This window comes from Sphingopyxis sp. MG, from assembly GCF_002953155.1.
GTDB lineage: Bacteria > Pseudomonadota > Alphaproteobacteria > Sphingomonadales > Sphingomonadaceae > Sphingopyxis > Sphingopyxis granuli.
Window position 1 is genome coordinate 3,708,128 of sequence record NZ_CP026381.1, and the last position, 23,362, is coordinate 3,731,489.

The following is a 23,362-nucleotide window of genomic DNA, read 5'->3' on the forward strand; positions in this document are numbered from 1 at the left end:
CCGCCTTTCCCTTAAAGTGAGCTGAGCAGCGTCTGGATGGTTTCGCGCGCGACCTGGATCGTCCGCGCCGCGGCCGAATAGGCCTGCTGGAAGCGCAGCAGATCGGCCGCCTCGCGGTCGAGATCGATTTCGCTCACCGCGCCGCGCGCCGCGGCCGCGGCATCGCGGCGCGTCGTCGCCGCGGCGTCCTGCGCCCGCGCCGATGCGGTCGCCTGCGCCTGGGTGGCGAGATGCCCCGACCAGGCGCTTTCGGGATCGCCGTTGCCGCGCATCGCGCCGAGCGCGAGCATGGTGCCGTTGCCGCTCGTCGCATCCGCCGCCGCGACCTGATTCGCGGTGAGCGGCGCGGCGGTCAGCGTCGCGGCGCTTGCGGTGCCGGTGAACAGGGCCGCGCCGGGATTGCCGCCCGCATCGAGCCCCGCCTGATGCGCGGCGTTGAGCTGGCCCGCGATCTGCGTCGCCATTGTGTCGAGCCCGGCGCGCTGGTCGGCGACGTGGTTCGCCGCCTCGGCCAGTCCCGCGAGCGAACCGGTCGCATTCGGAAAGGGCGCGCCGCCGATGGTGAAGGCGAGCCGCCCGTCGGCCGCGCTCGTCACCGCGATCGGCGTGACCACGCCGCCGCCGACCAGCAGGTCGCCGCTGCCCGACGCGCGCAGCGTCACCGCGCCATGATTGTCGAAGGTCGCGGTGACCCCCGCCTGCGACGCGAGCTGGTCGAGCAGCCGGTCGCGCTCGTCGAGCAGGCTCGCCTCGTTGGTCGAGCCGGGCCGTGCCTTGCGCAGGCCGATGTTGATCTGTTCGAGCGCGTCGAGGTTGGCGTTGAATGCCTCGACCTCGCTCGTCGCCGCGCCGGCGATGCCGTCGGCCATGCCCGAAAGCTGGCCCGCTGCGGTGCGAAAGCCCGACGCGACGTCGTCGACCGCCTGCAGGAACTGGCTGCGCAACGTCAGATTGTTCGGATCGGCGGTCAACTGGTCGGCGGTGGTGAACAGCCGGGTGAGCCCGGTCGCGATGCCGTTGGTCTCGTCGCTCAGCGCACCCTCGACGCGGTTCATCCAGTCGAGCCGCGTCGCCGAGCGTTCGGCATCGCCCGAAGAGATGCGCGAATCCTCGATCAGCCAGGCATCGACCGACCGGGTCACGCCGCTGATCTGCACCCCGCCCGGCTTGATCGCGCTGCGATAGAGCGGCATGTCGCCCGCCGCCTGGTTTTCGGTGAGCTCGAGCGTGCGCCGCGCATAGCCCGGCGTCTGGGCGTTGGCGATATTGTCGCCGATCGTCGACAGCGCGCGCGAATAGGCCTTGAGCCCGCTCGCGCCGATGGCCAGCAGGTCGCTCATTGCACGCCTCCCGCCGCGCGGGCGCGGAACTGCGCCTCGACCATGTCGGCGATGCCGAACTGGCGCATCGCGGCGATGCTGTCGGCGGTTTTCGAATCCGCCATCTCGCGGAAATTGTCGGTCGCGCTCGATCCGAAGATGTCGTCGCCGAGCTTCGCCTGGCGCATCGATGCCATGAGCTGGCGCAGGATCACCGCCTCGAAGGCCTCGGCCGCCTTGCGCAGCCCGCCGTCGCCCCCGCCGGCGGCGGCCGGCGCGGCGGTTGGCACGATCGAAGAAAGAGGAGCCGTCATATGATCACCAGTTCGGCTGTGAGCGCGCCGGCCTGGCTCAGCGCCTCGAGGATGGCGACGAGGTCGCCGGGGGGCACGCCCATGCGGTTGATCGCATCGACGAGCTCGGACAGCGACGCGGTCGGCTGCACCATCATCACCGGGCGGTAGGCCTCGCTGACCTCGATGTCGCTCGACGGCTCGATCGCCGTCTGGCCGCGGCTGAACGGCGCGGGCTGGACCACGGTCGGCGATTCCTTGATCGACACCGTCAGCTTGCCCTGCGTCACCGCCGCGGTGCCGACGCGCACGGCGCCGTTGATCACCACCGTGCCGGTGCGCGCGTTGACGATCACCTTCGCGGGCGGCTCGGCGCGCTGGACGGTCAGATTCTCGACCCGCGAGATCAGCCGCATCCGCTCGTCGCCATTGCCGGCGGCGCGGATCGCGATGCTGGCACCGTCGATCATCGAGGCGGAACCGGGCATCGCGGCGTTGATCGCATCGGCGACGCGCTTGGCGTTGGTCGCGTCGAACTGGTGCAGGTTGAAGGTCAGCCAGTCGCCCGCGGCGAAGCCGGTGTCGACCGCGCGCTCGACCGTCGCGCCGCCGGCGATCCGGCCGCTCGACGGCACGTTGACCGTCAGCTTCGACCCGTCGGCGGCATCGACGCCGAGACCGCCGATGACGAGATTGCCCTGCACCATCGCGTAAATCTGGCCGTCGGCGCCATAGAGCGGCGCGAGGACGAGTGTGCCGCCGCGCAGGCTCTTGGCCTTGCCGATCGCCGAGACGGTGACGTCGAGGCGCTGGCCGGGCTTGGCGAAGGGCGGCAGTTCGGCGGTGATCATCACCGCCGCGGCATTCTTGAGCGCCGGGTTGATCCCGGCGGGCAGCGTCAGGCCGAAGCGCGACACCGCGCCCTTCATGCCGAGCGTCGCATAGTCGAGACTGTCGTCGCCGGTGCCCGCGAGCCCGACGACGATGCCGTAGCCGGTGAGCTGGTTGGCGCGCAGGCCCTGGAACTGGCCCATGTCCTTGATGCGCTCGGCATGCGCCGGCGCCGCGAAAACGAAGCTCGCGAGCAGCAGGGCGAAGAGGGCGAACAGGGTGGGACGCTGGGCCACGGCGGGTTCCTTCACGCTTTAAAAGGGGCTGATCATGGAGAAGAAGCGCTGCAGCCAGCCTTGCTTGCTGGCGCGCGCAATCTCTCCCTTGCCGACATATCGGATGTTGGCGTCGGCGACGCGGGTCGATGCGATGCGGTTGTCGGGGCCGATGTCGATCGCGCGAACGATGCCCGAGATCTGGACCCGCTCGTCGCCGCGATTGAGGGTGAGCAGCTTCTCGCCCTTCACCAGCATCGTGCCGTTCGGATAGACTTCGGCGATCGTCACGCTGATCTCGCCCGCGAGCTGGTTCGACTGCGATGCCTCGCCCTTGCCCTTGAACGCCTGATCGCCGCCCATGCCGATGTCGCTCGGGTTGAACAGCGACAGCGGACCGGTCGACGGCGGCGACAGGCCGATGCTGCCGCCGCGCTGGGTGCCGGCGGCGTTGCTTTTCGACGCGATGGTGCGCTCGACGAGCTGGATGGTGACGATGTCGCCGACGCGCCCCGCCCGCCCGCCAGAGGTGAGCGCGACATAGCCGCCCTGGAAGATCGCGCCGTTGGCCGGCGCGGCAGGCGGCGGCACGGGCGCGGTGGGCGCGAAGGCGTCCTCCGGAACCCGGTCCTTCGCCGCCGCCGCGACGGGCAGCGCCGCGACCAGCAGGATCAGCGCGCTAGAGAGTCTGCGTCGCATTTTTCATCATCTCGTCGGTGGCCTGGATCATCTTCGAATTGACCTCGTAGGCGCGCTGCGTCTCGATCATGTCGACGAGTTCCTCGACGACATTGACGTTCGATCCCTCGAGCATCTGCGCGCGCAGGATGCCGCGCCCCTCCTCGCCCGCGGCGCCGACCTGCGGCGCGCCAGAGGCCTGGGTTTCGACGAGGATATTGTCGCCGATCGCCTGCAGGCCCGACGGGTTGACGAAGCGCGCGATCTCGATCCGGCCGAGCTCGGTGGCCTCGGCCTGACCGGGGACGGTCGCCGACACGGTGCCGTCGGCGGCGACCGAGATGCCGGTCGCATCCTCGGGCACCTGGATCTGCGGCTGCAGCGGCTTGCCGTCGGAGGTCACGATGGTGCCGTCGGCGGCCATCGAAAAATTGCCCGCGCGGGTATAGCCGGTGCGTCCGTCGGGAAGCTGGACCTGAAAGAAGCCCGCGCCCTCGATCGCCATGTCGAGCGCATTGCCGGTGGCGTTCAGCGTGCCCTGCGTGTCGATACGCGCGGTGCCGCTGAGCTCGACCCCGGTGCCAAGGTTGAGCCCGACCGCATAGCGGTTCTCCGACGAGGAGGGCGCGCCCGGCTGGGTCATCATCTGATAGCCCAGCGTCTCGAAATTGGCGCGGTCGCGCTTGAAGCCGGTGGTGTTCACGTTCGCGAGGTTGTTCGCGATCACCTGCATGCGAAAGCTCTGGGCATCCAGCCCGGTTCGCGCGACGTGCAAGGCACCGAAGCTCATCGTCTGTCTCCTTTAACGGGGGAGCTGCATCAGGTTGGCGGTCGCGCTATCCATGTCGCGCGCGTCGCTGATCAGCTTGAGTTGCGAATCCCACTGCTTGCTCGCCTCGATCATCTCGACGAGCGCGGCGGTGGCGGTGACGTTCGATCCTTCGAGCGAACGGGTGACGACGCGCGCCTCCGGATCGTCGGGCAGGATGCCGCCGCCGCGCACGCGGAACAGGCCGTCGAGTCCCTTGACGATCTCCGACCCCGCGGGGGTCGCGAGCCGCAGCCGGTCGATTTCCTGCGGGTTTTCGGGGTCGCCGCCCGCGGGCACGACCCAGATGCGCCCTTCGGCGTCGATCTTCACCGAATCGGCGGGCGGCAGGGTGATCGGACCCTGTGCGCCCTGCACCGGATGATTGTCGCCGGTGGTCAGCAGGCCGCTCGGCGAAAGCTGGAGGTCGCCGCGCCGCGTATAGGCCTGTTCGCCGTCGGGCGCCTGGACGACCAGCATCGCGTCGCCCTGCATCGCGATGTCGAGGTCGCGCCCCGTCGCCGCGATGGTGCCGGCGCGCATGTCGGCGCCGACCACCTCTTCGGACGCCATGGCGCGCGCGTCGAAACCGGCGCCGTGCAGCCACAGGCTCTGCGCCTCGGCCATCTCGCCCCGGAAGCCCGGGGTCTGCACATTGGCGAGATTGTTCGCGATCGCCGTCTGCCGGGCCATGCTGCCCCGCATCGCGGTGAGGCTGGTATAGATGAGGCGGTCCATGGATCAGTTCCCGGCAGGCGGCGACAGCGGCGTCAGGACCGCATGTTGATCAGGGTCTGCGTCAGCGTCGACGCGCCCTCGATCGCCTTGGCGTTCGCCTGGAAGTTGCGCTGCGCCGCGATCAGCAGCACCAGTTCCTCGGTGATGTCGACGTTCGACCGTTCGAGCGCGCCCGAGCGGATCGTCCCCATCGGACCGTTGGTCGCGGCGTCGATCGTCGGCTGGCCGCTTTCGCCCGTCGACTGGTAATGCGCGTCGCCGATCGGCCGCAGCCCTTCCATCGAGGGGAAGGTCGCCATCGCCACCTTGCCGAGCATCTGGTCCTCGCCATTGGCGAAGGTCGCGGTGACAAGCCCGTCGAGCCCGATCGAGATGTTGACCAGCGACGCGGTGGGGTCCGAAGGGGCGCCCGTCGGCAGGATCATGTCGGTCATGCCGCCGAGCGTGCGGTCGGTCACCTCGCCATTGGCGTCGACCGGCAGCAGCTGCAGCTTCTGGCCCGTCGTATCGACGATATGGCCGTCGGCGGTCGGGGTGAAGGATCCGTTGCGGGTATAGCTCACCTGCTCGCGCGGCGGCTCGCCCTTGACGACGAACATGCCCTCGCCGGCGATCGCCAGGTCGAGCGTCTTCTCGCTCGCCTCGAGCGTACCCTGGGTGAACTGCTGGATGATGCCGTTGAGGCGCTGGCCCTGGCCCGCGACCATGCGCGTCGACTGGGTCGGCGACGAGGCGAACAGGTCACCGAACTGCGCGCGGCTGCGCTTGAAGCCGGTCGAGCTGGCGTTGGCGATGTTGTTCGAGATGACCGACATGTCGGTCTGGGCGCCCTTGAGGCCCGAAAGCGACGTATAGAATGACATGCTCTTATCCTTCCTGCGTGGATTGTGTGGTGGGGGTCGCGGCGATCTGCGCCGCCTTGATGTCCTTGAGCAGCGCGGTCTGCGCGCCGAGCTGGTCGGCGATGCTCTTCAGCGTCGTGTTGGTCTCGCTGATCCCGGCCAGGCTGGAGAATTGCGCCATCTGAGCGACCATCTGCTGGTTGTCGACCGGGTTGAACGGGTCCTGCTGCGACAGTTGCGCGGTCATCAGCCGCAGGAAATCCTGCTGGCCGAGCTGGGTGCCGCTGTTCTTCGGCACGACGGCGATATTGCTTCCGTTGACGGCAGAGGTGCTGGTCATCGCTTATTGTCCCAACCGCAGCGTTTCGTTGATCAGGCCCTTTGCGGTTTCGAGGACCTGGACATTGTTCTGATACTGGCGGGCGGTCTCGACCATCTCGACCAGTTCGGCGGCGCTATCGACCGCCGCTTCCCAGACGTTGCCGTCCTTGTCGGCGAGCGGGTTGTTCGGGTCGTACCGCTTCGTCGGCGCCATCTTCGACGTCGCGACCTGGTCGACCTGCACGGTCGCCCGGCCGGCGTCGTCCATCACGGTGCGGAACACCGGTTTCATCGACCGGAAGGCCGAGGTTTCGCTGCCCGCGACGGTCCCCGCATTGGCCAGGTTCGACGCGGTGGTGTTGAGCCGGACGAGCTGCGCCGACATCGCGCGCCCGCTGATGTCGAAGATCGAGAAGCCGCTCATCGTCATTCGCCCTTCAGCGCGCGCGTCAGCGTGCCGATCCGGCCCTGCAGGAACGCGAGGCTGGAGCGGTAGGCGAGCGCATTTTCGGCGAAGGCGGTCTGCTCGGTCGCCATCTCGACGGTGTTGCCGTCGAGCGACGACTGCACCGGCACGCGATAGGCGACCGCGCCTTCGAGCGCCTGCCCAGCCGACCCGCCCTGCTGCTGCGCGAGATCGAGCGCCTTGGAGAAATCGAGGTCGCGCGCCTTGTAGTTGGGCGTCGCGGCGTTGGCGATGTTCGACGCGATCAGCATCATGCGCTGGCTGCGCAGCTGAAGCGCCGTCGCATGTAGGCCGAAAAGCTTTTCCGAAGCCATCATCATCATCCTTCTTTCGCCGCCTGCCGTTCGAACCGGACGGACCGGAGCGGCATGCGGAAAAACACGCGGGACATGATGCAATGCCCATGCCAATTCCCGATTACGGCCATTTTTCAAACGCCTGAGCGAAGGTTTCGGTGGCCGGCCGTGCCCGGCGCGGCGGCTCGTCAAAAGTTTGACGGCGGCGGCGCGGTGGGCGCGGGAAAGCGCGGCGGCGCGTCCTTGGCACGCTTCCTGCACCGCGCGGGGCCGGCATTTGGGACCGACGAAGGAGATGGGTCATGCAGGGGAAGACGATGGCGAGCCTGGCGCTCGCACTGGCCGCGATCCCGGCGGCAGGCGCGCAGCAGGCGACCGAGGACTGGCAGACGATCGACACGCTCACCGCGATGGTGGCGAACGCGATGGGCCGCAGCGCCGCCCCGATCGACCGCCGCATCAAGCTGGCCCGCTGTCCAGAGCAGGCGTCGATCACAGCGATCGACAGCCAGACGCTCGCGGTCCGCTGTCCCTCGCTCGGCTGGCGGCTGCGCGTCCCGATGACAGGTCCGGCCGGCGCCATGCCGGTCACGGCGCAGAGTGCCAGGCCCGCCGCCGCGGCGCCGGCGATCCGCCGCGGCGATCATGTCCGCGTTTCGATCGACACCGAAAGCTTCTCGATCGCCTATACCGCGGTCGCCGCCGAGGACGGCAGCGTCGGCGAAGCGATCGCACTGCGCGGCAGCGACGCCAGGACCATGCTGAGCGCCGTCGTCACCGGCCCCGGCCGCGCCCGCCTCGCCGATTAGGGTCCGGGAGGATTCGGCCTTTCCACAGGCTGGCCTGCGCCTTCGTCATGCTGAACTCGTTTCAGCATCCATGGCCGGGCCCTTCCTTTTTCGCCGTCTTTCGGTCGAGGGTGGACCATGGACCCTGAAAAAAGTTGGCAATTATCCCCTTCCGACAAGTGAGCGTTCCCCGGCGAAAGCCGGGGTTCAGCTACGTGCGCCTGCCTCGCATGGACCCCGGCTTTCGCCGGGGATCACCAGTGTCCCTGTCTTAAGGGTATAAACGCCAAACAAGTTCAGGGTCCTCTCTGGGGATGACACATGACGTGTCTCCGCGCAGACGGGATCCGGAGCGGCGTGACACCGGCCTTGGTCCCTGCGTCACCGACCCGACGCATCCGACGGGCCGGTCCTTTTTTTAACTTTTTCACAACTTCCGCTTAATCCGTCGCCGCGCTCGCCGTTAAGACAGGCACAGACGGTTCCGTCGCTTTTTCGGCGGCACAGGATGGAGGCGAAGATGTCGGGTGACAGCAAGATCGGGCTGCAGGTCGGCGGCGTTGTCCGCATCGGCACCGCGCGCAGGATCGGCGGCAGCGCGCCTGCCGCGACGCAGGCACCGGCGCCCGTCCGTCCCGCGGCCGAATCGCTTCCCGTCACGCGTCTCGCCGGGCTCGCCCGCGACCTCGCGGGGCAGGACGCGCCGGTCGACGCCGAACGCGTCGCCGCGCTGCGCAGCGCGATCGCCGACGGCCGCTACACGGTCGATCCCGGCGCCATCGCGGGCGCGATACTCGATTTCCACCAGCGCCAGGATACGTCATGCTGATGCAGATGGACGAGATGCAGGCGCGGCTCGACGCGCTGGTCGAAGCGCTCGACGGACAGGACCCCGGCACGATCATCGCCGCGTCGGAGGCGCTGGCGACCGCGGTCATCCTGTTCCGCAACAGCACGATCCCGGCGGGCGCCGAACAACGCGCGCGCCTGCTGATCACGCGGACGCTCGGCCAGCTCGAAGCGGCGGCGATCCGCGTCAACATCCTGAAGAACTGGACGCGTCAGAGGATTGACAGAAACCATGCGATCCGTGGCATGGCGGCGCAGGGCGCGGCCCTAACCTATTGATAACCATATAATACACGGCCATTTATAAAAATGGCACGATGATTGCTTCAGGTTTCGCGAACCAGCGGAACCGACAGCATGACGTCTATCAATTCCTCCCTGCCCTCGACCAGAAGCCCGCTTCCCGTCATGGATGCGATGCACAGCGCCTCGGCGCGCACGGGGGTCGATTTCGACTATCTGGTCGACGTCGCACGCGTCGAAAGCCGCTTCAACCCGACCGCCCGGGCATCGACCTCGTCGGCGCGCGGGCTGTTCCAGTTCACCAAGCAGACGTGGCTCGCGACGCTGCGCCGGCACGGCGCCGGGCACGGGCTCGACTGGGCGGCGGGCGCGATCGGCCAAGACGGCGCTGGGCGCTTCTTCGTCGCCGATCCCGCGCTCCGCCAACAGATATTCGACCTGCGCGACGATCCCGCCGCGGCATCGAGCATGGCGGCGGCGCTGACCGCCGACAATCGCACCGCCATCGAAGGACGGCTCGGCCGCAGCGCCGAGCCCGTCGACCTCTACCTCGCCCATTTCCTCGGCAGCGCGGGCGCGGTGCGCTTCCTCGCCGCGTGGGAGGCGAACCCCGATCAGCCCGGCGCGACGATGCTGCCCGAGGCGGCCGCCGCCAACCGCTCGGTCTTCTATGCCGGCGACGGCAGCATGCGCAGCCTCGGCGAGATTCGCGAACGCTTCCGCGCCAAGCTCGACGAGGACGGCGGCCCCGCCGCGCTTCCCGCCGGGCCCGCCGCCGCACCGGGCTGGCAATTGCATATGGCCCGCTCGGCGGGCGTCGAAGGCGGCCGGGCGCCGCTGCCCATGATGGATATCGAACCGATGCCCCAGAAACTGTCGATGGACTTCGCCGCGCGCACCTATCGGCGCCTCGCCTCGCTGGGAGGCGCGGCATGATCGCCGGTTTCGACCTGCGCCAGGCGGGCCGCATGGCCGGCGCCGCCGCGCTGCCGGTGGCGATGCTGGTGCTCGTCGCGCTGATGGTGATCCCGGTCTCGCCGACGATCCTCGACATCAGCTTCATCGGCAACATCATGATCAGCCTCGCGATCCTGATGGTCGCGCTGTCGGCGTCGAAGCCGCTCGATTTCTCTTCCTTCCCGACGGTGCTGCTGCTCGCGACGCTGTTTCGCCTCGCGCTCAACGTCGCCTCGACGCGCGTCGTGCTCGTCCACGGGCACGAGGGGACGGCTGCCGCCGGCCACGTCATCGAGGCCTTCGGCCGGGTGCTGATCGGCGGCGACTATGTCGTCGGCCTGTTCGTCTTCGTCGTGCTGATGATCATCAACCTCGTCGTCATCACCAAGGGCGCGGGGCGCGTGTCCGAAGTGTCGGCGCGTTTCACCCTCGACGCATTGCCCGGCAAGCAGATGGCGATCGACGCCGACCTCAACGCCGGGCTGCTGACCCCCGACGAAGCCAAGGCGCGCCGGCAGGAGGTCGCGACCGAGGCCGATTTCTATGGCTCGATGGACGGCGCCTCGAAGTTCGTGAAGGGCGACGCGGTCGCCGGCCTGCTGATCCTGTTCGTCAACATCGTCGGCGGGCTGATTCTGGGCATGTCGAGCCACGGGCTCAGCTTTTCGGAAGCCGGCGCCACCTATGTCACGCTGGCGATCGGCGACGCGCTGGTCGCGCAGATTCCGGCGCTGCTGCTGTCGATCGCCGCCGCCGCGATCGTCACCCGCGTCGCGTCGCCGCACGACCTGTCGGGCCAGATCGGCAGCCAGTTCGCCTCGCCGCACGTCTGGATGGCGGTCGGCGGCATCCTGTTCATCCTCGGCCTCGTCCCCGCGATGCCGCAGATGCTGATCCTGCCCGCGTCGGCGCTGGCCTTCGCGATCGGCTGGCAGATGCGCCGCACCGCCGCAGAGGCCGAGGCCGCGCCGCCCCCCGCGGCGCCCGCACCCGACCCGCACCACATCGAATGGGCCGACGTCAGCGACATCGGGCCGTGCCAGCTCGAGATCGGCTATGCGCTCGTCGCGCTGGTCGACGACCGCAAGGGCGCGCCGCTGATGGGCCGGATCACCGGCATCCGCCGCCAGCTGTCGCGCGAACTGGGTTTCGTCGTTCCAGCGGTGAAGGTCACGGACGACCTGTCGCTGCCCGGCAACGCCTATCGCATCTCGATCGCCGGGGTGATCGTCGGCGAGGACGAGGTGTTCCCGCATGAGATGCTCGCGCTCGATTCGGGCGACCTCGTCACCAAGGTCACCGGACGGCCATGCAAGGACCCGACCTTCGGGCTCGACGCGCTGTGGATTCCCAAGGCGTCGCAGAACGACGCGATCGCGGCGGGATACACCGTCGTCGATCCGGCAACCGTCGTCGCCACGCATCTCAACAACAGCATCATCGCATCGGCGGCCGAGCTGTTCGGCATCGACGACGCGCAGGCGCTGATCGACCATCTGAAGGCGCATTATCCGCAGCTGGCGCAGAATCTCTGTCCGCAGGGCTATGCGCTGCCGCGCGTCGCGGCGCTGTGCAAGGCGCTGCTCGTCGAGCGCGTGCCGCTGCGCGATTTCCGCAAGATCGCCGAGGCGATGGTCGCGCTCGCCGGCCAGCAGCTCGGCGACGTCGAGCTGGTCGAGGCGGTGCGCCAGCGCATCGGTGCGCTGATCGTCCAGACGATCGTGCCATCGCGCATGCCCCTGCCCGTCGTCACCTTCAGCCCCGACGTCGAGATGCTGCTCAACCAGTCGGTGCGTGCCAACCCCGGCGCCGAATGGCCGTTCGAGCACGGCATGGCGATGAAGATCATCGAGCAGATCGGGCAGGCGGTCGAACCGCTGCTGCTGTCGACGCGCAGCTTCGCGCTCGTCGCCTCGCCGCTGTGCCGGTCGGCGCTGTCGCGGCTGGTGCGCGCGACCTTCCCCGACGTCGCCGTCATTTCCTACCTCGAAATCCCGGCGAACAAGGCGACCGAGATCGTCGCGACGATCGGCGCCGAAGTACCGCGCCTGACCGGCGATTCCGCAGCAGCGATGGAGGAGCATCAGCATGAGGATTGAGCCCGCCGCCCACTTCGCCGGGTCGGCGCAGCCGCTGCGTCCGCACGCCTACCTGGGCAGCGTCGAGGCGCTGGTCGAGGAATATGCGCCGCTGGTGCGCAAGATCGCCTGGCAGGTCTTTTCGCGCGTGGCGCGGACGAACGAGCTGGAGGACCTGATCCAGACCGGGCTGATCGCGCTGATCGAGGCGAGCCGGCACTATGAGGAGCGCGGCTATGCCTTTGCCACCTATGCGACGACGCGGATCCGCGGCGCGATGATCGACCAGCTGCGGCGCGAGGCCGATGTCGGCCGGTCGGCGATGGTCGCGAACAAGCGGCTGCGCGCGATGCGCGCGGCGCTCGAACAGCAAAATATGCGCGCGCCGACGACCGCCGAAATGGCGGCGGCGTTCGACATGACGGCAGAGGAATATTTCATGTTCGAACAGAATGCGGCGCAGCGCCGCTCGGCCTCGCTCGACGAGATGATGGAGGCCGGGAGCGTCCTGATCGCCGACGACGCGCTGGCGACGGGCGAGCTGTGCGAGCGAAGCGACCTGCTCGCCGCGCTGCGCGACTGCATCGACGCGCTGAACGAGCGCGAGCAGATGGTGCTGCAGCTCTATTTCTTCGAGGAACTGAACCTGCAGGAAATCGGTAGGACGCTCGACGTCAGCGCCGCGCGCGTCTGCCAGATCAAGCGCGACGCGATGGCGAAGATCGAGGCGATGATGCGCGCGCGCACCGAATGAGCCGTGCGCGGAGCGCGCGTCACATCGCGATGGTCCGGCGCGTTTGCCGGATGAGCGCGATCTCCTCAAAATAGCTCGCCATCCGCTCGATGCCCTTCTCGGTCAGCCGAACGAGCGACCGGCGGCGGTCGCGATCGTCGATCGAACGGTGCGCGAGGCCGAGCCGTTCGAGCGCCGCGATCATCCGCAGTCCCGACGACAGCGGCACCCCGGCGCCGGTGGCGAGGTCGCTGGCGCTCAGATTGCGTCCGCTCGTCTGCGCGACCATCAGGTCGAGCATCATGTCCCACGTCGGCCCCGAAAGCGGTTCGTCGCCGAAGTGCCCCTTGCGCAGCCGCCGGATCTGGATGTGAAAGGCCAGCTGGTCGAGCAGCCGGACATTCGCCGCGGCCGCCGTCGGCGCGTCTGGACCGTCATCCGCCTCAGGGCCGCGTGCGGCGAGAAGCGCATGGATCTGGTCGATGCGCGAGCGCAGCTCGGCAATGTCATGGTTCGAGAATTGCTGCATGCGATGCCATCCACCCTCTGGGATTCATCCCGTCAGGCCGCAACCTCGCTCCGTCTGGACGAACCCGATGCATAAAGGATCAGAAGCAGGATCGGGTAGGATATGTAGATCGAAAGCAGCGAATAGGGCCGCGCCAATATCTCCGGAAACATCATCTTCTGGATATGGCCGAAAATGGCGATCAACTGCCATCCGGTGATCCAGTAGGGCCAGAAACGCTGCGTCTTCAGGGCGATGAACCAGAAGCTCAACAGAACCAGCACGTCGATGAAGAAGATATTATATTCGATGCTCGTCCAGGTCGGGGCGGGTGCGACGAGACTGGTGAGGACCGAGGCGATCAATGCCGTATAGGCTGCCCCGCGTTCAAGGGGACCGCCGCGTCGAACCGCGACGGCCACCGTGATGAGCAGAACGGCATAATAGAGCGCCACGGACCCCATGGGACCTCGTCAACCCTGCGCCGGACTCACGACGCCCGGGCGAGCGGCAGCGCCACGACGTCGGCATCCGCCGCGCCGTCGGCGCCCTCGTCGACCAGCGTCGCGCTGGCGGGCTTCACCCCGGCACCGAACATGCGGGTGCCGAGGCCGACCTGCTTCTGCGTCACGGTCAGCGCCTGATGGGCGTCGATCAGCAGCTGGCGAACCTCCCCCGCGGCGGCGAGCGCATTGGCGATCTTCGCCACCGCTTCCTGGCCGACGATCGCCGACATGTTGGTTTCGCGGCGCGCCGCAGGCAGCGTCGCGGCGAGCTGGGCGATACGGATCATCGTTTCGTCGATCGCGTCTTCGGCCCGGTGCAGTTCGGCGGCTATCTTCTGCGCTGCGGAAAGGCGTTCGTTCAGCATGATCTTTGGTCCTTGAAAGAGAATGCCGACGGACCCCCCCGCAGCATTCGGTTCGACATCAGGTCAGAACCCGGCCGAGGCCGACAAGGATCGAATAGAGGGCGGAAAAGGCCAATATGGTCGCCAAGGCGATCAGGATCGGCCAGATGATCCTTTCCATCAACCCATGCCGGTTGGCCGGCTGGGACGCGGTGGGAAACGGCGTGCCGATATCGAATATCCGCCAAAGCCGACTGCGCCCCGGTCCCGCATCGGCGGGGGGCGGACCATCGCCTAGGTCGTCCAATTGATATGTCAAAGGCTGATAGGGAGTAACCTGACCGAAGACACCGTTACGCGCCAGGATGGTCGCCGCCTCTATCCTATTGGAAACATTGAGCTTTCTTAGCGATCGTCGAACCCGTTCATCGACGGTGTGCGGCGATACGTTCATCAGCCGCGCAATTTCCTTGGAATTTTTGTGCTCGAAAACGTGCCGCAACGTTTCGATTTGCGCGGCAGAAAGGAGGCTGATGTAATTGTCGGGGTCGCCCTGCACGGCGCCGTGCATAGAGCATCGGGTCCCGAAATCAAGTTTGGCGGGCCGCGACTCGCGGATGTAACCGTTACATGGTCCGACACGCGCCGCCATATCAACCGATGGCACGCCGCGACAGTGAAATCATTTTGCATGGGACTGCCGAACATCGTCTCCCACCCGCCTGCAGGAGGGGCAGCGAGGCTCGCGAACTCGTTCGCTAGTGCATGATGATGTGAGTTGGAATCGTCATTGCGAGCGGAGCGAAGCAATCCAGGGTGGTTTACACCGCTCTGGATTGCTTCGCTCCGCTCGCAATGACGAGGTAGATCGGTCAATGTCATCAGACTCTGGCCGCAGCGGGTTGGGCAACCGCAACGGTGCCGGTCCACCCCCGCCCCGCCCGCAAGCGGGAGGGGCGATCGAATGGCCGCATAGAGTTCGAAATGCCCCCGCTGACACCACCGCTATTCCGATTCCGCCGCTTATTTCATCACTTGTTGAATTAATCCACGGATCACGCTATCGGAACGATGCGGCCAGCGAGAAGGTTCCCGATCGATGCATGGAGCAGCAACGACAGGCGCGGCGTCGCGCCGCGGGCGCCGGCCCGCCGACCGCGGCGACACCGAACGGACGATCCGGCGCGCCGCGCTGCGGCGTTTCGCCGACCTCGGCTTCGACGCCGCCGCGCTGCGCGACATCGCGGCCGACGCGGGCGTCGATCCCGCGATGATCGCCTATCGCTTCGGGTCGAAGCTCGGCCTGTGGAAGGCGGTGGTCGAGGCGGTCGGCGCGGGAAAGATGGACATGCTGCGCCGCACCGCGGCGGCCAAGGCGAGCGCGGCCGCTTCGCCCCTCGCCGCGTCGATGGAGGCGCTCGTCGACCTCTATTGCGCCAACGAGACCGTCCCGCGCTTCCTGCTGCGCGACGCTGGTCACGATCCGGAACGTGCCGCCTGGGTGTTCGACCATGTCTCGCGCCCGCTGCTCGATCACTTCCTGCCGCTGATCCGGCGCGCGAACGAGACCGGGCGGATCGCCACCCCGGTCCCCGAAATGTTCCTCCTCAGCTTCGCCTATGGCGTCGCGGTCAGCGTCGTACGGCGCGAGATGCTTGCCGGCTTTGCGCCGCAACTCGCCAACGACAATGATTTCCGCGCCGCGCTCTACGCAACGCTGATCGAGCCGCGGCTCCGCCATGGCTGAGCCCGCCGCCCCGCCCGCGCCGCCCGCCGGCGGCTATGTCTTCAAGCCGCACGAGCGCCCGCTGATGCCGGGATCGCCCGCGTCGCCCGACCATCCGCTGCGCCGCCAGATCTTCTATCTGCTGATCGGCCTCTATCTCGCGATCGTCGGCGGCTTCCAGAACGGGCTGCTGATCGCCAACCTGACCGCGATGCAGGGACATCTCGACCTGACCCCGGTCGACGCCGGCTGGGTGACGGTCGCCTACAACATGACCAACGCGTGCATGAGCATCCTGCTCTACAAGTCGCGCCAGCAGTTCGGCATCCAGCGTTTCGTGCGCGCGGTGATGATCGCGCTGCTGATCGCCAATTTCGTGCAGCTGTTCGACGCGGGCTATCGCATGGAACTCGTGGCGCGCGGCGTGTCGGGGATCGCGGCGAGCGGGCTGTCGACGCTCGCCGCCTTCTACATGATGCAGGGCCTGCCGCAGAAGCTGCGCATCGCGGGCTTCCTGCTCGCGATCGGGCTGACGCAGGTCGCGGTGCCGCTGGCGCGCGCGATGTCGCCGCTGCTGCTCGCCGACGGCGACATCGCCAACCTGTTCGTCTTTCAGTTCGCGCTGTCGCTCGTCGCCGTCGGGCTCGTCAACATCCTCCATCTGCCGCCCGGCGAGACGATGCGCTCGTTCGAGAAGCTCGACCTCGTCACCTTTCCGATGCTCGCGGTCGGGGTCGGGCTGCTGTGCGCCTTCCTTGTCCAGGGTCGCATCCAGTGGTGGTCGACGCCGTGGCTGGGCGGCGCACTTGCGGCGGCGGTGGTGCTGATCGGCTTCGCCTTCCTGATCGAGCATTACCGCGCCAATCCGATGCTGCAGACGCGCTGGATGGGAAGCCGCGATCTCGTCAAATTCGCGCTCACCGGGGCGCTGGTGCGCGTCCTGACCTCCGAGCAGAATTTCGGCGCCACCGGCCTTCTCTCGACGGTGGGGCTGGTGAACGACCAGCTCGTCACCTATTATGTCGTGCTCACCGCCGCGACGCTGCTCGGCGCCCTGCTCGCGATCGCGCGGCTCGATCCCACCGACCTGCGCCGCCCGACGCTCGTCTCGCTCGGCGTGATCGCGGTCGGCGCCTGGCTCGACACCCATTCGGGACTGCGCACCGGCCCCGTGAATCTTTATTTCTCGCAAGCCGCGATCGCCTTCGCGGCGGTCTATTTCATGGGACCGATGCTGATGGAGGGGCTGCTGCGCGCGCTGACCAAGGGACCGTCCTATCTCGTCAGCTTCGTCGGCGTGTTCAGCCTGTCGCAGACGCTGGGCGGGCTCGCCGGGGTGGCGGCGCTGTCGGCCTTCCACACGCTGCGCACCAAGGCGCACCTGATGACGTTGGGCCAGACGCTGGCGACGACCAACCCCGACCTTGCGCGCGGAATCGAGACGATCGCCGCCGGCCTGACCGGCAGCATTTCCGACCCGGCGCTGCGCAGCGCGACCGCCGCGTCGCAGGTGGTGCGCGAGGCGGCGCGCGAGGCGACCATCCTCGCCTTCAACGACGTGTTCTTCGTGATCGGATCGCTGGCCGGGATCGCGTTCCTGATCATGCTCGCGCGCTGGGTTTACGATCGGCGGCGCGGCCACAATCCGCTCGCCGCCGAGCTCGAGGCATTGCAGAAGATGAGGGCTGCCAACCTATGACCGACGACCCGAAAACGCCCGCGCCGGCCGAGGCGCCCACCGCGCCGCCGGAAGAGGGCTGGAAACCCGAGCAGTCGCGCGGCCGCATCCTGCTGTTCGGCAGCCTCGTGCTGGTCGGCGCGCTCGCCATTCTCTACGCCTGGGGTCTGCCGCCCTTCCGCCCGGCCAGCCAGACCACAGACAACGCCTATGTCCGCGGCCAGACGACGATCATCGCGCCGCAGGTCGGCGGCTATGTCACCGAGGTGCTGGTGCAGGATTTCGAGCGGGTGAAGGCGGGCCAGCTGCTCGTCCGCATCGACGACCGCATCTATCGCGAGCGCGTCGCGCAGGGCGCCGCGAGCGTCGCCGCGCAATCGGCGAACCTCGACAACAGCGCGCAGAGCCTGCGCTCGGCCGAGGCGCAGGTGCGGCTTCAGGACGCCGCGACGGCGAGCGCGCGTGCGCAGCTCGCCCGCGCGCAGGCCGACATGCGGCGCGTGAACGAGCTGGTCGACGCCGGATCGGTGTCGCTGCGCGAGCGCGACCAGACGCTCGCCGCGCTCCGCCAGGCCGAGGCGGCCGTCCGCCAGGCCGAAGCGCAGCGCGCGATCGCCGCCGAGCAGCTGCGCTCGGTAGGCGTCGGGCGCGGCGGGCTGGAGGCGGGAGTCGCCAATGCGAAGGCGCAGCGCGAGCTCGCCGGCATCGACCTGCAGAACAGCGCCATCCGCGCCCCGCGCGACGGGCGCCTCAGCGAGGTGAGCGTGCGCGTCGGCCAGCTCGTCAGCCCGGGCACCCAGCTGATGTATCTGGTTCCCGAGCGTCACTGGGTCGTCGCCAATTTCAAGGAGACGCAGACCGCGGGCATCCGCATCGGCCAGTCCGCGACGCTGCGCATCGACGCGCTCGGCGGCGCGAAGCTGAAGGGGCATGTCGAGCGCATCGCCCCCGCCGCGGGCAGCGAGTTCAGCATCATCAAGCCCGACACCGGATCGGGCAATTTCGTCAAGGTGCCGCAGCGCATCGCGGTGCGCATCCGCATCGACGACGGCCAGGCGCTGAGCCAGCGGCTCGGCCCCGGCATGTCGGTCGTCGCGACCGTGCATACGGGGCGACCGTGACGATGCGCCCCGTCCCGCGCGCGGCGCTGGCCCTGCCGCTGCTGCTCGCCGCCTGCGCGCCGCCGATCACGCCGCGCCCCGAAGCAAGCACGGTCGCGCCGCCCGCCGACTGGCGCACCGACCTTCCCGCGAGCGGCGCGATCGACCGGCAATGGTGGGACCGCTTCGGCGACCCGCAGCTCGCCGTGCTGGTCGATCGCGCGCGCGCGAACAACAGCGACCTTGCGATCGCCGCGGCGCGCGTCGCCGAAGCACGCGCGCAGGAAAGGGTCGCGCGATCGCTGCTGCTGCCGTCGCTGAGCGCCAGCGCGCCGGGCGCCGAATCGCGCAGCCTCAATCCCTTCGGCGTCGCGACCGAGGGCTTTGCCGCGCAGCCCGTCTTCCAGGCCGCCTATGAAGTCGATCTGTTCGGCCGCAACGCCGCGCAGGTCGAGGCGGCGCGCGCCAACGCCGCGGCGGTCGCGGCGGCGCACGAGGCGGCGACGCTGTCGGTGAGCGCGGCGGCGGCAAGCGGCTATATCGCCCTGCTCGCGCTCGACGCGCGGCGCGAGCTGCTGCAACAGACGCTGGCATCGCGCGGCGAGGCGCTGCGCATCGCGCGCGACCGTGCCGAGGCGGGCTATACCTCGCAGCTCGAACTGCGGCAGGCCGAGGCCGAGTATCGCGCGACCGAGCAACAGGTCCCGGCGATCGAGGCGGCGATCGCGCGGCAGGAGAACGCCCTGTCGCTGCTCGCCGGCGAGACCCCGCACGCGATCGCACGCGGCGCGGGCTTCGGATCGCTGACGACGCCCGCCGTCCCCGCGATGCTGCCGTCGCAACTCGTCCGCCGCCGGCCCGACATCGCGCAGTCCGAATATGCGCTCGCCGCAACCGACGCCAACCTGCGCGCCGCGCGCGGGCAATTCCTGCCGCAGCTTCGCCTGTCGGCGTCGGCCGGCGCGGTGATCTCGTCGGCGCTGTCCGACCCGGTGGGCATCTGGTCGGTCGGCGGCAGCATCCTCGCCCCGCTGTTCCAGGGCGGGCGGCTGCACGGTCAGTTCGACGCCGCGACCGCGCAGCGCGACCAGGCCGCCTTCGCCTATCGCCGCACGGTGCTCACCGCCTTTCGCGAGGTCGAGGACCAGCTCGCGGTGATCGACCGGCTCGGCGCGCAGGAACAGGCGCTGGTCGCGCAACGGACCGCGGTCGCCGACGCGCTGCGCCACGCCACCAACCGCTATCGCGCCGGCTATTCGCCCTACCTCGAACAGATCGACGCGCAGCGCGCGCTGCTGTCGGTCGATCTCGCGCTGATCCAGATGCGCGCCGACCGCCTCACCGCCTATGTCGCGCTCTATCAGGCACTCGGCGGCGGCGCTGAACGCTAGATTGCCGTATTTGCAATCTTCACCACCTACCCCGCCTGTGCCGAGCTTGTCGAAGCACCGCCCTTCTCGCGGCGCGGAAAGAAAGAACGGCCCTTCGACAAGCTCAGGGCAAACGGCGCATATTTGTGGTGTGACCCTTTAGCCCTCACAAATCGGGAAGCGTCTGGCGCGCGAAGCCCCAGCCCTTGAGCTCGGCGCTCGCCGCGCGTTCGAGCAGCGCATCGGCGTCGGCGATCGTCCAGTGGCGCGGGCTGTCGATGTCCGCCAGCGCATCCCAGCCGATCGGCGCCGCGACCGGCGCGCCTTCGCGGGCGCGGGCCGACCAGGGCATGATCGCGGTGCTGCCGCGCTGGTTGCGCAGCCAGTCGATGAAGATCTTGCCCTTGCGCTTCGCCTTGCTCATCGTCGCGGTGAAACGGTCGGGCTCGGCGAGGCTGAGCGCTTCGGCGAAGCGCTTCGCGAAATCCTTGTGCGCGTCCCAGTCCGGCCCCGGGTCGAGCGGCACGACGACATGCACCCCCTTGCCGCCCGACAGCATCGCGAAGCTGATCAGGCCGATGTCGGAAAGCTGGCGATGGAGGTCGGCCGCCGCCTTGCGGACGTCGCCGAAATCGAGCCCTTCGTCGGGGTCGAGATCGAAGACCATCCGGTCGGGCGCCTCGAGCGTGTCGACATGGCTGCCCCAACCGTGGAATTCGATCGTCCCCATCTGGACGCAGGCGAGGATGCCGCCGGCGTCCTCGACATAGAGATAATCCTCGACCCCGCCGTCCTTCTCGCGGATCGGGACATGGTGGACCTGCGGACCGAACGATCCCGAATCATGCTTCTGGAAAAAGCATTGCTTGGCGCGTCCTTGCGGGCAGCGGACGAGGCTGACCGGACGGCGCGCCATGTGCGGCAGCATGATCGGCGCGACCGCGGCATAATAGTCGGCAAGGTCGCCCTTGGTCGCCTTCGATTCGGGAAAGATGACGCGGTCGCGGTTGCTGATCCGCACGTCGGCGGTCGGGCGGGGCGCCGCCTGCTTCGTCTCCGGAGTCACGTCCTTCGCCTCCTTGTCCTCGCGCAGGCCGACGAAGCTCGCGTGGCGCACCGATCCGCCGGCGGTATATTCGGCGAAGGCGATTTCGGCGACGAGGTCGGGGGTCAGCCAGCGGACGTCGCGCGCCGCCGCGCGTTCGACCGCCAGCGGCGGGGTCTTGCGCGCACGGCTCGCGAACTTGCGCGCCAGCATCGCCATCGTCGCAGCGTCGAAGCCGGTGCCGACATTGCCCTTGTAGACCAGCGCATCGCCCTCGCGCTGCGCGAGGAGCAGCGAGGCGAAGGGGCGCGCCTTCGCCGAAGACGGCTTCCAGCCGACGATGATGAATTCCTGGCGGCGGGTGCATTTGACCTTGACCCAGTTGCGCGTCCGGCGGCCGGCATAGGGAGCGTCGGCGCGCTTCGAGATGATGCCTTCCTGCCCCGCGCCGCACATCGCCGTATACAGGCGTTCGCCCGCGCCGATGACATGATCGGCGACCGCGATCGGCGGCGCGGCGGCGCGCAGCAGCGCTTCGAGCCGTTCCTTGCGTTCGAGATTGCCCAGCTTCGCCAGCGACTTGCCATCCTCTTCGAGCAGGTCGAAGGCGAAGAAGTTCAGCGCCGTATCGGCATCCTGCGCGCCATGGCCGCGCTTGATCACCGCCTGCAGCGACGAGAAATCGGGATTGCCCGCACCGTCATAGGCGACGATCTCTCCGTCGATCAGGCACGGCGGCAGGTCGAGCGCGGCGAACTGCGCGGCGAGCGGCGCGAACTTGTCGGTCCAGTCGAGGCCGTTTCGCGTATGGATGCGCACTGCGCTCCCCGCCGCCGCGACGAGCGCGCGATAGCCGTCATATTTGATCTCGTGGAACCAGTTGTTGCCGCCCGGCACCGCATCGACGAGCGTCGCGAGCTGGGGCTTGCGAAAGGCGGGCGGCTTGCCCCCGCCGGCGCGGCGCTTCGCGACCGCCGCATTATGCTTCGCCGCGGCCTTCATCTTCTGCGTGAAGGCGGCGCCCTTCGCACCGCGCAGCGACTGCGCGCCACCCACGTCGCCCGCGATCTCGGCCATGGTGCGGCCGGTGAGGACGCTCGTTAGATGGCGCCCGACCAGATCGTCGCTGCCGCCGGCATGGGCGTCGTCGATCTTGCGCAGCAGCCAGTTCTCGCGCTTTTCGCCCGCGCGCGGCTTCATGCGGACGAGTAGCCATTCGCCCTTCATCCGTTCGCCGTCGAGCGTGAAGTGCAGATGGCCGCGATCGATGTCCTTCGCGCTCTTGCCCGCGACCGGCGCCCAGGTGCCGCGGTCCCACAGCATCACCGTGCCGCCGCCATATTCACCCTTGGGGATCGCGCCCTCGAAATCGGCGTAGGCAAGCGGATGATCCTCGGTGCGCACCGCGAGCCGCTTGTCGGCGGGATCGGCGCTCGGCCCCTTCGTCACCGCCCAGCTCTTGAGCACACCGTCGGCCTCGAGGCGGAAGTCATAATGAAGGCGCGTCGCGTCGTGCTTCTGGACGATGAAGCGCCCGCCTTCCGCCTTCGCCGCCTTTCCCTTCGCCACCTGCCCCGCCGGCTCGGGGGTGGCGGCGAAGTCGCGCTTGGCCTTGTACTGCGCGAGCGGGTCGGCGCGCCGCGCCATGTCAGGCGCGCTTCTTCGCCGGCGCGCGGCGCGTCGAAGCCTTGCGCGCCGGGGCCTTCGTCCTTGCCGCCGGCGACGACTTGCGCCCGTCAACCGACGCCTTGAGCGCCGCCATCAGGTCGATGACGTTCGATCCCTCGCGCGCGGCGGCGGGCTCCTCGACATCCTCCAGCACCTTGCGGCCCTTCGCCTTGGCCTTCTTGGCGATCAGCCGCTTCAGCGCGTCGACATAATGGTTGTGATAGTCGCTCGCGTCGAACCGGCCGCTCTTCCTGTCGATCAGCGTCTCGGCCAGGTCGAGCAGGTCGGCGTCGGGCTTCGCGGCGCCGACGTCGCGGAAATAATTCGCTGCCCGATTGACCTCGTCGGCGTAGCGCAGCACTTCGAGGACGAGGCCCTTGCCGCACGGGCGCAATGCGACGAGCTGCTCCTCGCCGCGCAGCGCGAGCTGGCCGAGCCCGACCTTGCGCGTGCGGCGCAGCGCCTCGCGCAGGACGATATAGGCTTCCTCCGCCAGTTCGTCGGCGGGGACGACATAATAGGGCTTTTCATAATAGAGGATGTCGATCTCGCCCGCGTCGACGAACTGGACGAGCTCCAGCGTCCGCTTGCTTTCGAGCTTGACCGCCTCGATCTCCTCTTCGTCGAGCAGGACGTAACTGCCCTTCGACAACTCATAGCCCTTGACGATATCGTCCTTGTCGATCGGCCCGATGCCCGGGACGACCTTCTCATATTTAACCGGCTTGCCGCTCGGTTCGTGGATCTGGCGAAAGCTGACGCTTGCGCCCGACCGGGTCGCCGGATAGATTTCGACGGGGATCGACACCAGCGCGAGCCGGATCTGCCCCTTCCAATAGGCGCGGGCGGGCATGGCATCCTCCCATGAGCGTGACCCATGGGCAATGCGCGAGGGCGCGGTG

26 protein-coding genes are annotated in these 23,362 nt (G+C 68.4%); 10 read left to right on the forward strand and 16 right to left on the reverse strand.

Going from position 1 to position 23,362, the window contains the following annotated elements; all coding sequences use genetic code 11:
• Nucleotides 1-11: 11 nt before the first annotated feature.
• Genes flgK through flgB form a run of 10 tightly spaced genes read right to left on the reverse strand, consistent with a single transcriptional unit; the run spans nt 12 to nt 6,888 of the window.
• On the reverse strand, nt 12-1,340 hold the full coding sequence (gene flgK / locus C3E99_RS16975) for a flagellar hook-associated protein FlgK (RefSeq protein WP_067186542.1): 1,329 nt from the start codon (nt 1,338-1,340) through the stop codon (nt 12-14).
• Nucleotides 1,337-1,633 (reverse strand): rod-binding protein, encoded by a 297-nt coding sequence (locus C3E99_RS16980; RefSeq protein WP_076077365.1) that lies wholly within the window; start codon nt 1,631-1,633, stop codon nt 1,337-1,339. The genes flgK and C3E99_RS16980 overlap by 4 nt, the downstream gene beginning before the upstream one ends.
• A complete protein-coding gene (locus tag C3E99_RS16985) occupies nt 1,630-2,739 on the reverse strand; it encodes a flagellar basal body P-ring protein FlgI (RefSeq protein WP_082737386.1) in 1,110 nt (369 codons plus the stop codon). Before C3E99_RS16985 ends, C3E99_RS16980 begins: the two co-directional genes overlap by 4 nt.
• Before the next feature lie 18 nt (nt 2,740-2,757).
• Nucleotides 2,758-3,417 carry a flagellar basal body L-ring protein FlgH gene (locus tag C3E99_RS16990; RefSeq protein WP_067186543.1) on the reverse strand — a complete coding sequence of 220 codons (660 nt, stop codon included), beginning with the start codon at nt 3,415-3,417 and terminating at the stop codon, nt 2,758-2,760.
• Nucleotides 3,398-4,186 carry a flagellar basal-body rod protein FlgG gene (flgG, locus tag C3E99_RS16995; RefSeq protein WP_067112820.1) on the reverse strand — a complete coding sequence of 263 codons (789 nt, stop codon included), beginning with the start codon at nt 4,184-4,186 and terminating at the stop codon, nt 3,398-3,400. The genes C3E99_RS16990 and flgG overlap by 20 nt, the downstream gene beginning before the upstream one ends.
• Nucleotides 4,187-4,198: 12 nt before the next feature.
• The gene (locus tag C3E99_RS17000; RefSeq protein WP_067112831.1) at nt 4,199-4,942 is read right to left on the reverse strand and encodes a flagellar basal body rod protein FlgF; all 744 of its coding nucleotides are present in this window, start codon (nt 4,940-4,942) and stop codon (nt 4,199-4,201) included.
• Nucleotides 4,943-4,974: 32 nt separating this feature from the next.
• Nucleotides 4,975-5,805: a flagellar hook protein FlgE gene (locus C3E99_RS17005; RefSeq protein ID WP_067186545.1), complete on the reverse strand. Its 831-nt coding sequence runs from the start codon at nt 5,803-5,805 to the stop codon at nt 4,975-4,977.
• Between the two features lie 4 nt (nt 5,806-5,809).
• Nucleotides 5,810-6,124 carry a flagellar hook assembly protein FlgD gene (locus tag C3E99_RS17010; RefSeq protein WP_067112837.1) on the reverse strand — a complete coding sequence of 105 codons (315 nt, stop codon included), beginning with the start codon at nt 6,122-6,124 and terminating at the stop codon, nt 5,810-5,812.
• Between the two features lie 3 nt (nt 6,125-6,127).
• Nucleotides 6,128-6,535, reverse strand: a complete 408-nt coding sequence (flgC, locus tag C3E99_RS17015; RefSeq protein WP_067112841.1) for a flagellar basal body rod protein FlgC — start codon at nt 6,533-6,535, stop codon at nt 6,128-6,130.
• A complete protein-coding gene (flgB, locus tag C3E99_RS17020) occupies nt 6,532-6,888 on the reverse strand; it encodes a flagellar basal body rod protein FlgB (protein WP_067112854.1) in 357 nt (118 codons plus the stop codon). Before flgB ends, flgC begins: the two co-directional genes overlap by 4 nt.
• Before the next feature lie 281 nt (nt 6,889-7,169).
• Here flgB and C3E99_RS17025 point away from each other — a divergent pair, with 281 nt between their 5' ends.
• From C3E99_RS17025 to C3E99_RS17050, 6 genes are all read left to right on the forward strand, one after another.
• A complete protein-coding gene (locus C3E99_RS17025; RefSeq protein WP_067186546.1) occupies nt 7,170-7,676 on the forward strand; it encodes a flagella basal body P-ring formation protein FlgA in 507 nt (168 codons plus the stop codon).
• A 499-nt stretch (nt 7,677-8,175) separates the two neighbouring features.
• On the forward strand, nt 8,176-8,484 hold the full coding sequence (gene flgM / locus C3E99_RS17030) for a flagellar biosynthesis anti-sigma factor FlgM (protein ID WP_076078213.1): 309 nt from the start codon (nt 8,176-8,178) through the stop codon (nt 8,482-8,484).
• Nucleotides 8,478-8,783 carry a hypothetical protein gene (locus C3E99_RS17035; protein ID WP_067186548.1) on the forward strand — a complete coding sequence of 102 codons (306 nt, stop codon included), beginning with the start codon at nt 8,478-8,480 and terminating at the stop codon, nt 8,781-8,783. The genes flgM and C3E99_RS17035 overlap by 7 nt, the downstream gene beginning before the upstream one ends.
• A 78-nt stretch (nt 8,784-8,861) precedes the next feature.
• Nucleotides 8,862-9,683: a transglycosylase SLT domain-containing protein gene (locus C3E99_RS17040; RefSeq protein ID WP_067187227.1), complete on the forward strand. Its 822-nt coding sequence runs from the start codon at nt 8,862-8,864 to the stop codon at nt 9,681-9,683.
• Complete coding sequence (gene flhA, locus C3E99_RS17045; protein ID WP_067186550.1) at nt 9,680-11,803, forward strand: flagellar biosynthesis protein FlhA; 2,124 nt, start codon at nt 9,680-9,682, stop codon at nt 11,801-11,803. The genes C3E99_RS17040 and flhA overlap by 4 nt, the downstream gene beginning before the upstream one ends.
• Entirely contained in the window at nt 11,793-12,536 is a 744-nt protein-coding gene (locus tag C3E99_RS17050) for a sigma-70 family RNA polymerase sigma factor (protein WP_067186552.1), read from the forward strand. Before flhA ends, C3E99_RS17050 begins: the two co-directional genes overlap by 11 nt.
• A 19-nt stretch (nt 12,537-12,555) precedes the next feature.
• Here C3E99_RS17050 and C3E99_RS17055 read toward each other — a convergent pair whose 3' ends face one another.
• The 4 genes from C3E99_RS17055 to C3E99_RS17070 are packed head-to-tail and all read right to left on the reverse strand — an operon-like array spanning nt 12,556 to nt 14,444.
• On the reverse strand, nt 12,556-13,044 hold the full coding sequence (locus C3E99_RS17055) for a winged helix DNA-binding protein (protein WP_067186554.1): 489 nt from the start codon (nt 13,042-13,044) through the stop codon (nt 12,556-12,558).
• A gap of 32 nt (nt 13,045-13,076) precedes the next feature.
• Nucleotides 13,077-13,487, reverse strand: coding sequence for a hypothetical protein (locus C3E99_RS17060; RefSeq protein WP_067186556.1), 411 nt, complete (start codon nt 13,485-13,487; stop codon nt 13,077-13,079).
• Nucleotides 13,488-13,513: 26 nt separating this feature from the next.
• Nucleotides 13,514-13,894, reverse strand: coding sequence for a hypothetical protein (locus C3E99_RS17065; protein WP_067186558.1), 381 nt, complete (start codon nt 13,892-13,894; stop codon nt 13,514-13,516).
• 58 nt (nt 13,895-13,952) lie between these two features.
• Nucleotides 13,953-14,444, reverse strand: a complete 492-nt coding sequence (locus C3E99_RS17070; RefSeq protein ID WP_067186560.1) for a response regulator transcription factor — start codon at nt 14,442-14,444, stop codon at nt 13,953-13,955.
• Between the two features lie 528 nt (nt 14,445-14,972).
• On the opposite strand from C3E99_RS17070, the gene C3E99_RS17075 reads away from it, so the two are divergent.
• From C3E99_RS17075 to C3E99_RS17090, 4 genes are read left to right on the forward strand one after another with little or no spacing between them, the layout of a single operon-like run.
• Nucleotides 14,973-15,620: a TetR/AcrR family transcriptional regulator gene (locus tag C3E99_RS17075; RefSeq protein WP_067186562.1), complete on the forward strand. Its 648-nt coding sequence runs from the start codon at nt 14,973-14,975 to the stop codon at nt 15,618-15,620.
• Nucleotides 15,613-17,298 carry an MFS transporter gene (locus C3E99_RS17080; protein ID WP_067110415.1) on the forward strand — a complete coding sequence of 562 codons (1,686 nt, stop codon included), beginning with the start codon at nt 15,613-15,615 and terminating at the stop codon, nt 17,296-17,298. The genes C3E99_RS17075 and C3E99_RS17080 overlap by 8 nt, the downstream gene beginning before the upstream one ends.
• The gene (locus C3E99_RS17085; protein ID WP_067186564.1) at nt 17,295-18,398 is read left to right on the forward strand and encodes an HlyD family secretion protein; all 1,104 of its coding nucleotides are present in this window, start codon (nt 17,295-17,297) and stop codon (nt 18,396-18,398) included. The genes C3E99_RS17080 and C3E99_RS17085 overlap by 4 nt, the downstream gene beginning before the upstream one ends.
• Nucleotides 18,399-18,400: 2 nt before the next feature.
• Complete coding sequence (locus C3E99_RS17090; RefSeq protein ID WP_067186566.1) at nt 18,401-19,768, forward strand: efflux transporter outer membrane subunit; 1,368 nt, start codon at nt 18,401-18,403, stop codon at nt 19,766-19,768.
• Nucleotides 19,769-19,913: 145 nt separating this feature from the next.
• On the opposite strand, the gene ligD is transcribed toward C3E99_RS17090, so the two are convergent.
• Together ligD and ku are read right to left on the reverse strand one after the other, a co-directional pair.
• A complete protein-coding gene (gene ligD / locus C3E99_RS17095; RefSeq protein ID WP_067186568.1) occupies nt 19,914-22,439 on the reverse strand; it encodes a DNA ligase D in 2,526 nt (841 codons plus the stop codon).
• Nucleotide 22,440: 1 nt separating this feature from the next.
• A complete protein-coding gene (gene ku, locus C3E99_RS17100; RefSeq protein WP_067186569.1) occupies nt 22,441-23,313 on the reverse strand; it encodes a non-homologous end joining protein Ku in 873 nt (290 codons plus the stop codon).
• Nucleotides 23,314-23,362 lie beyond the last annotated feature (49 nt).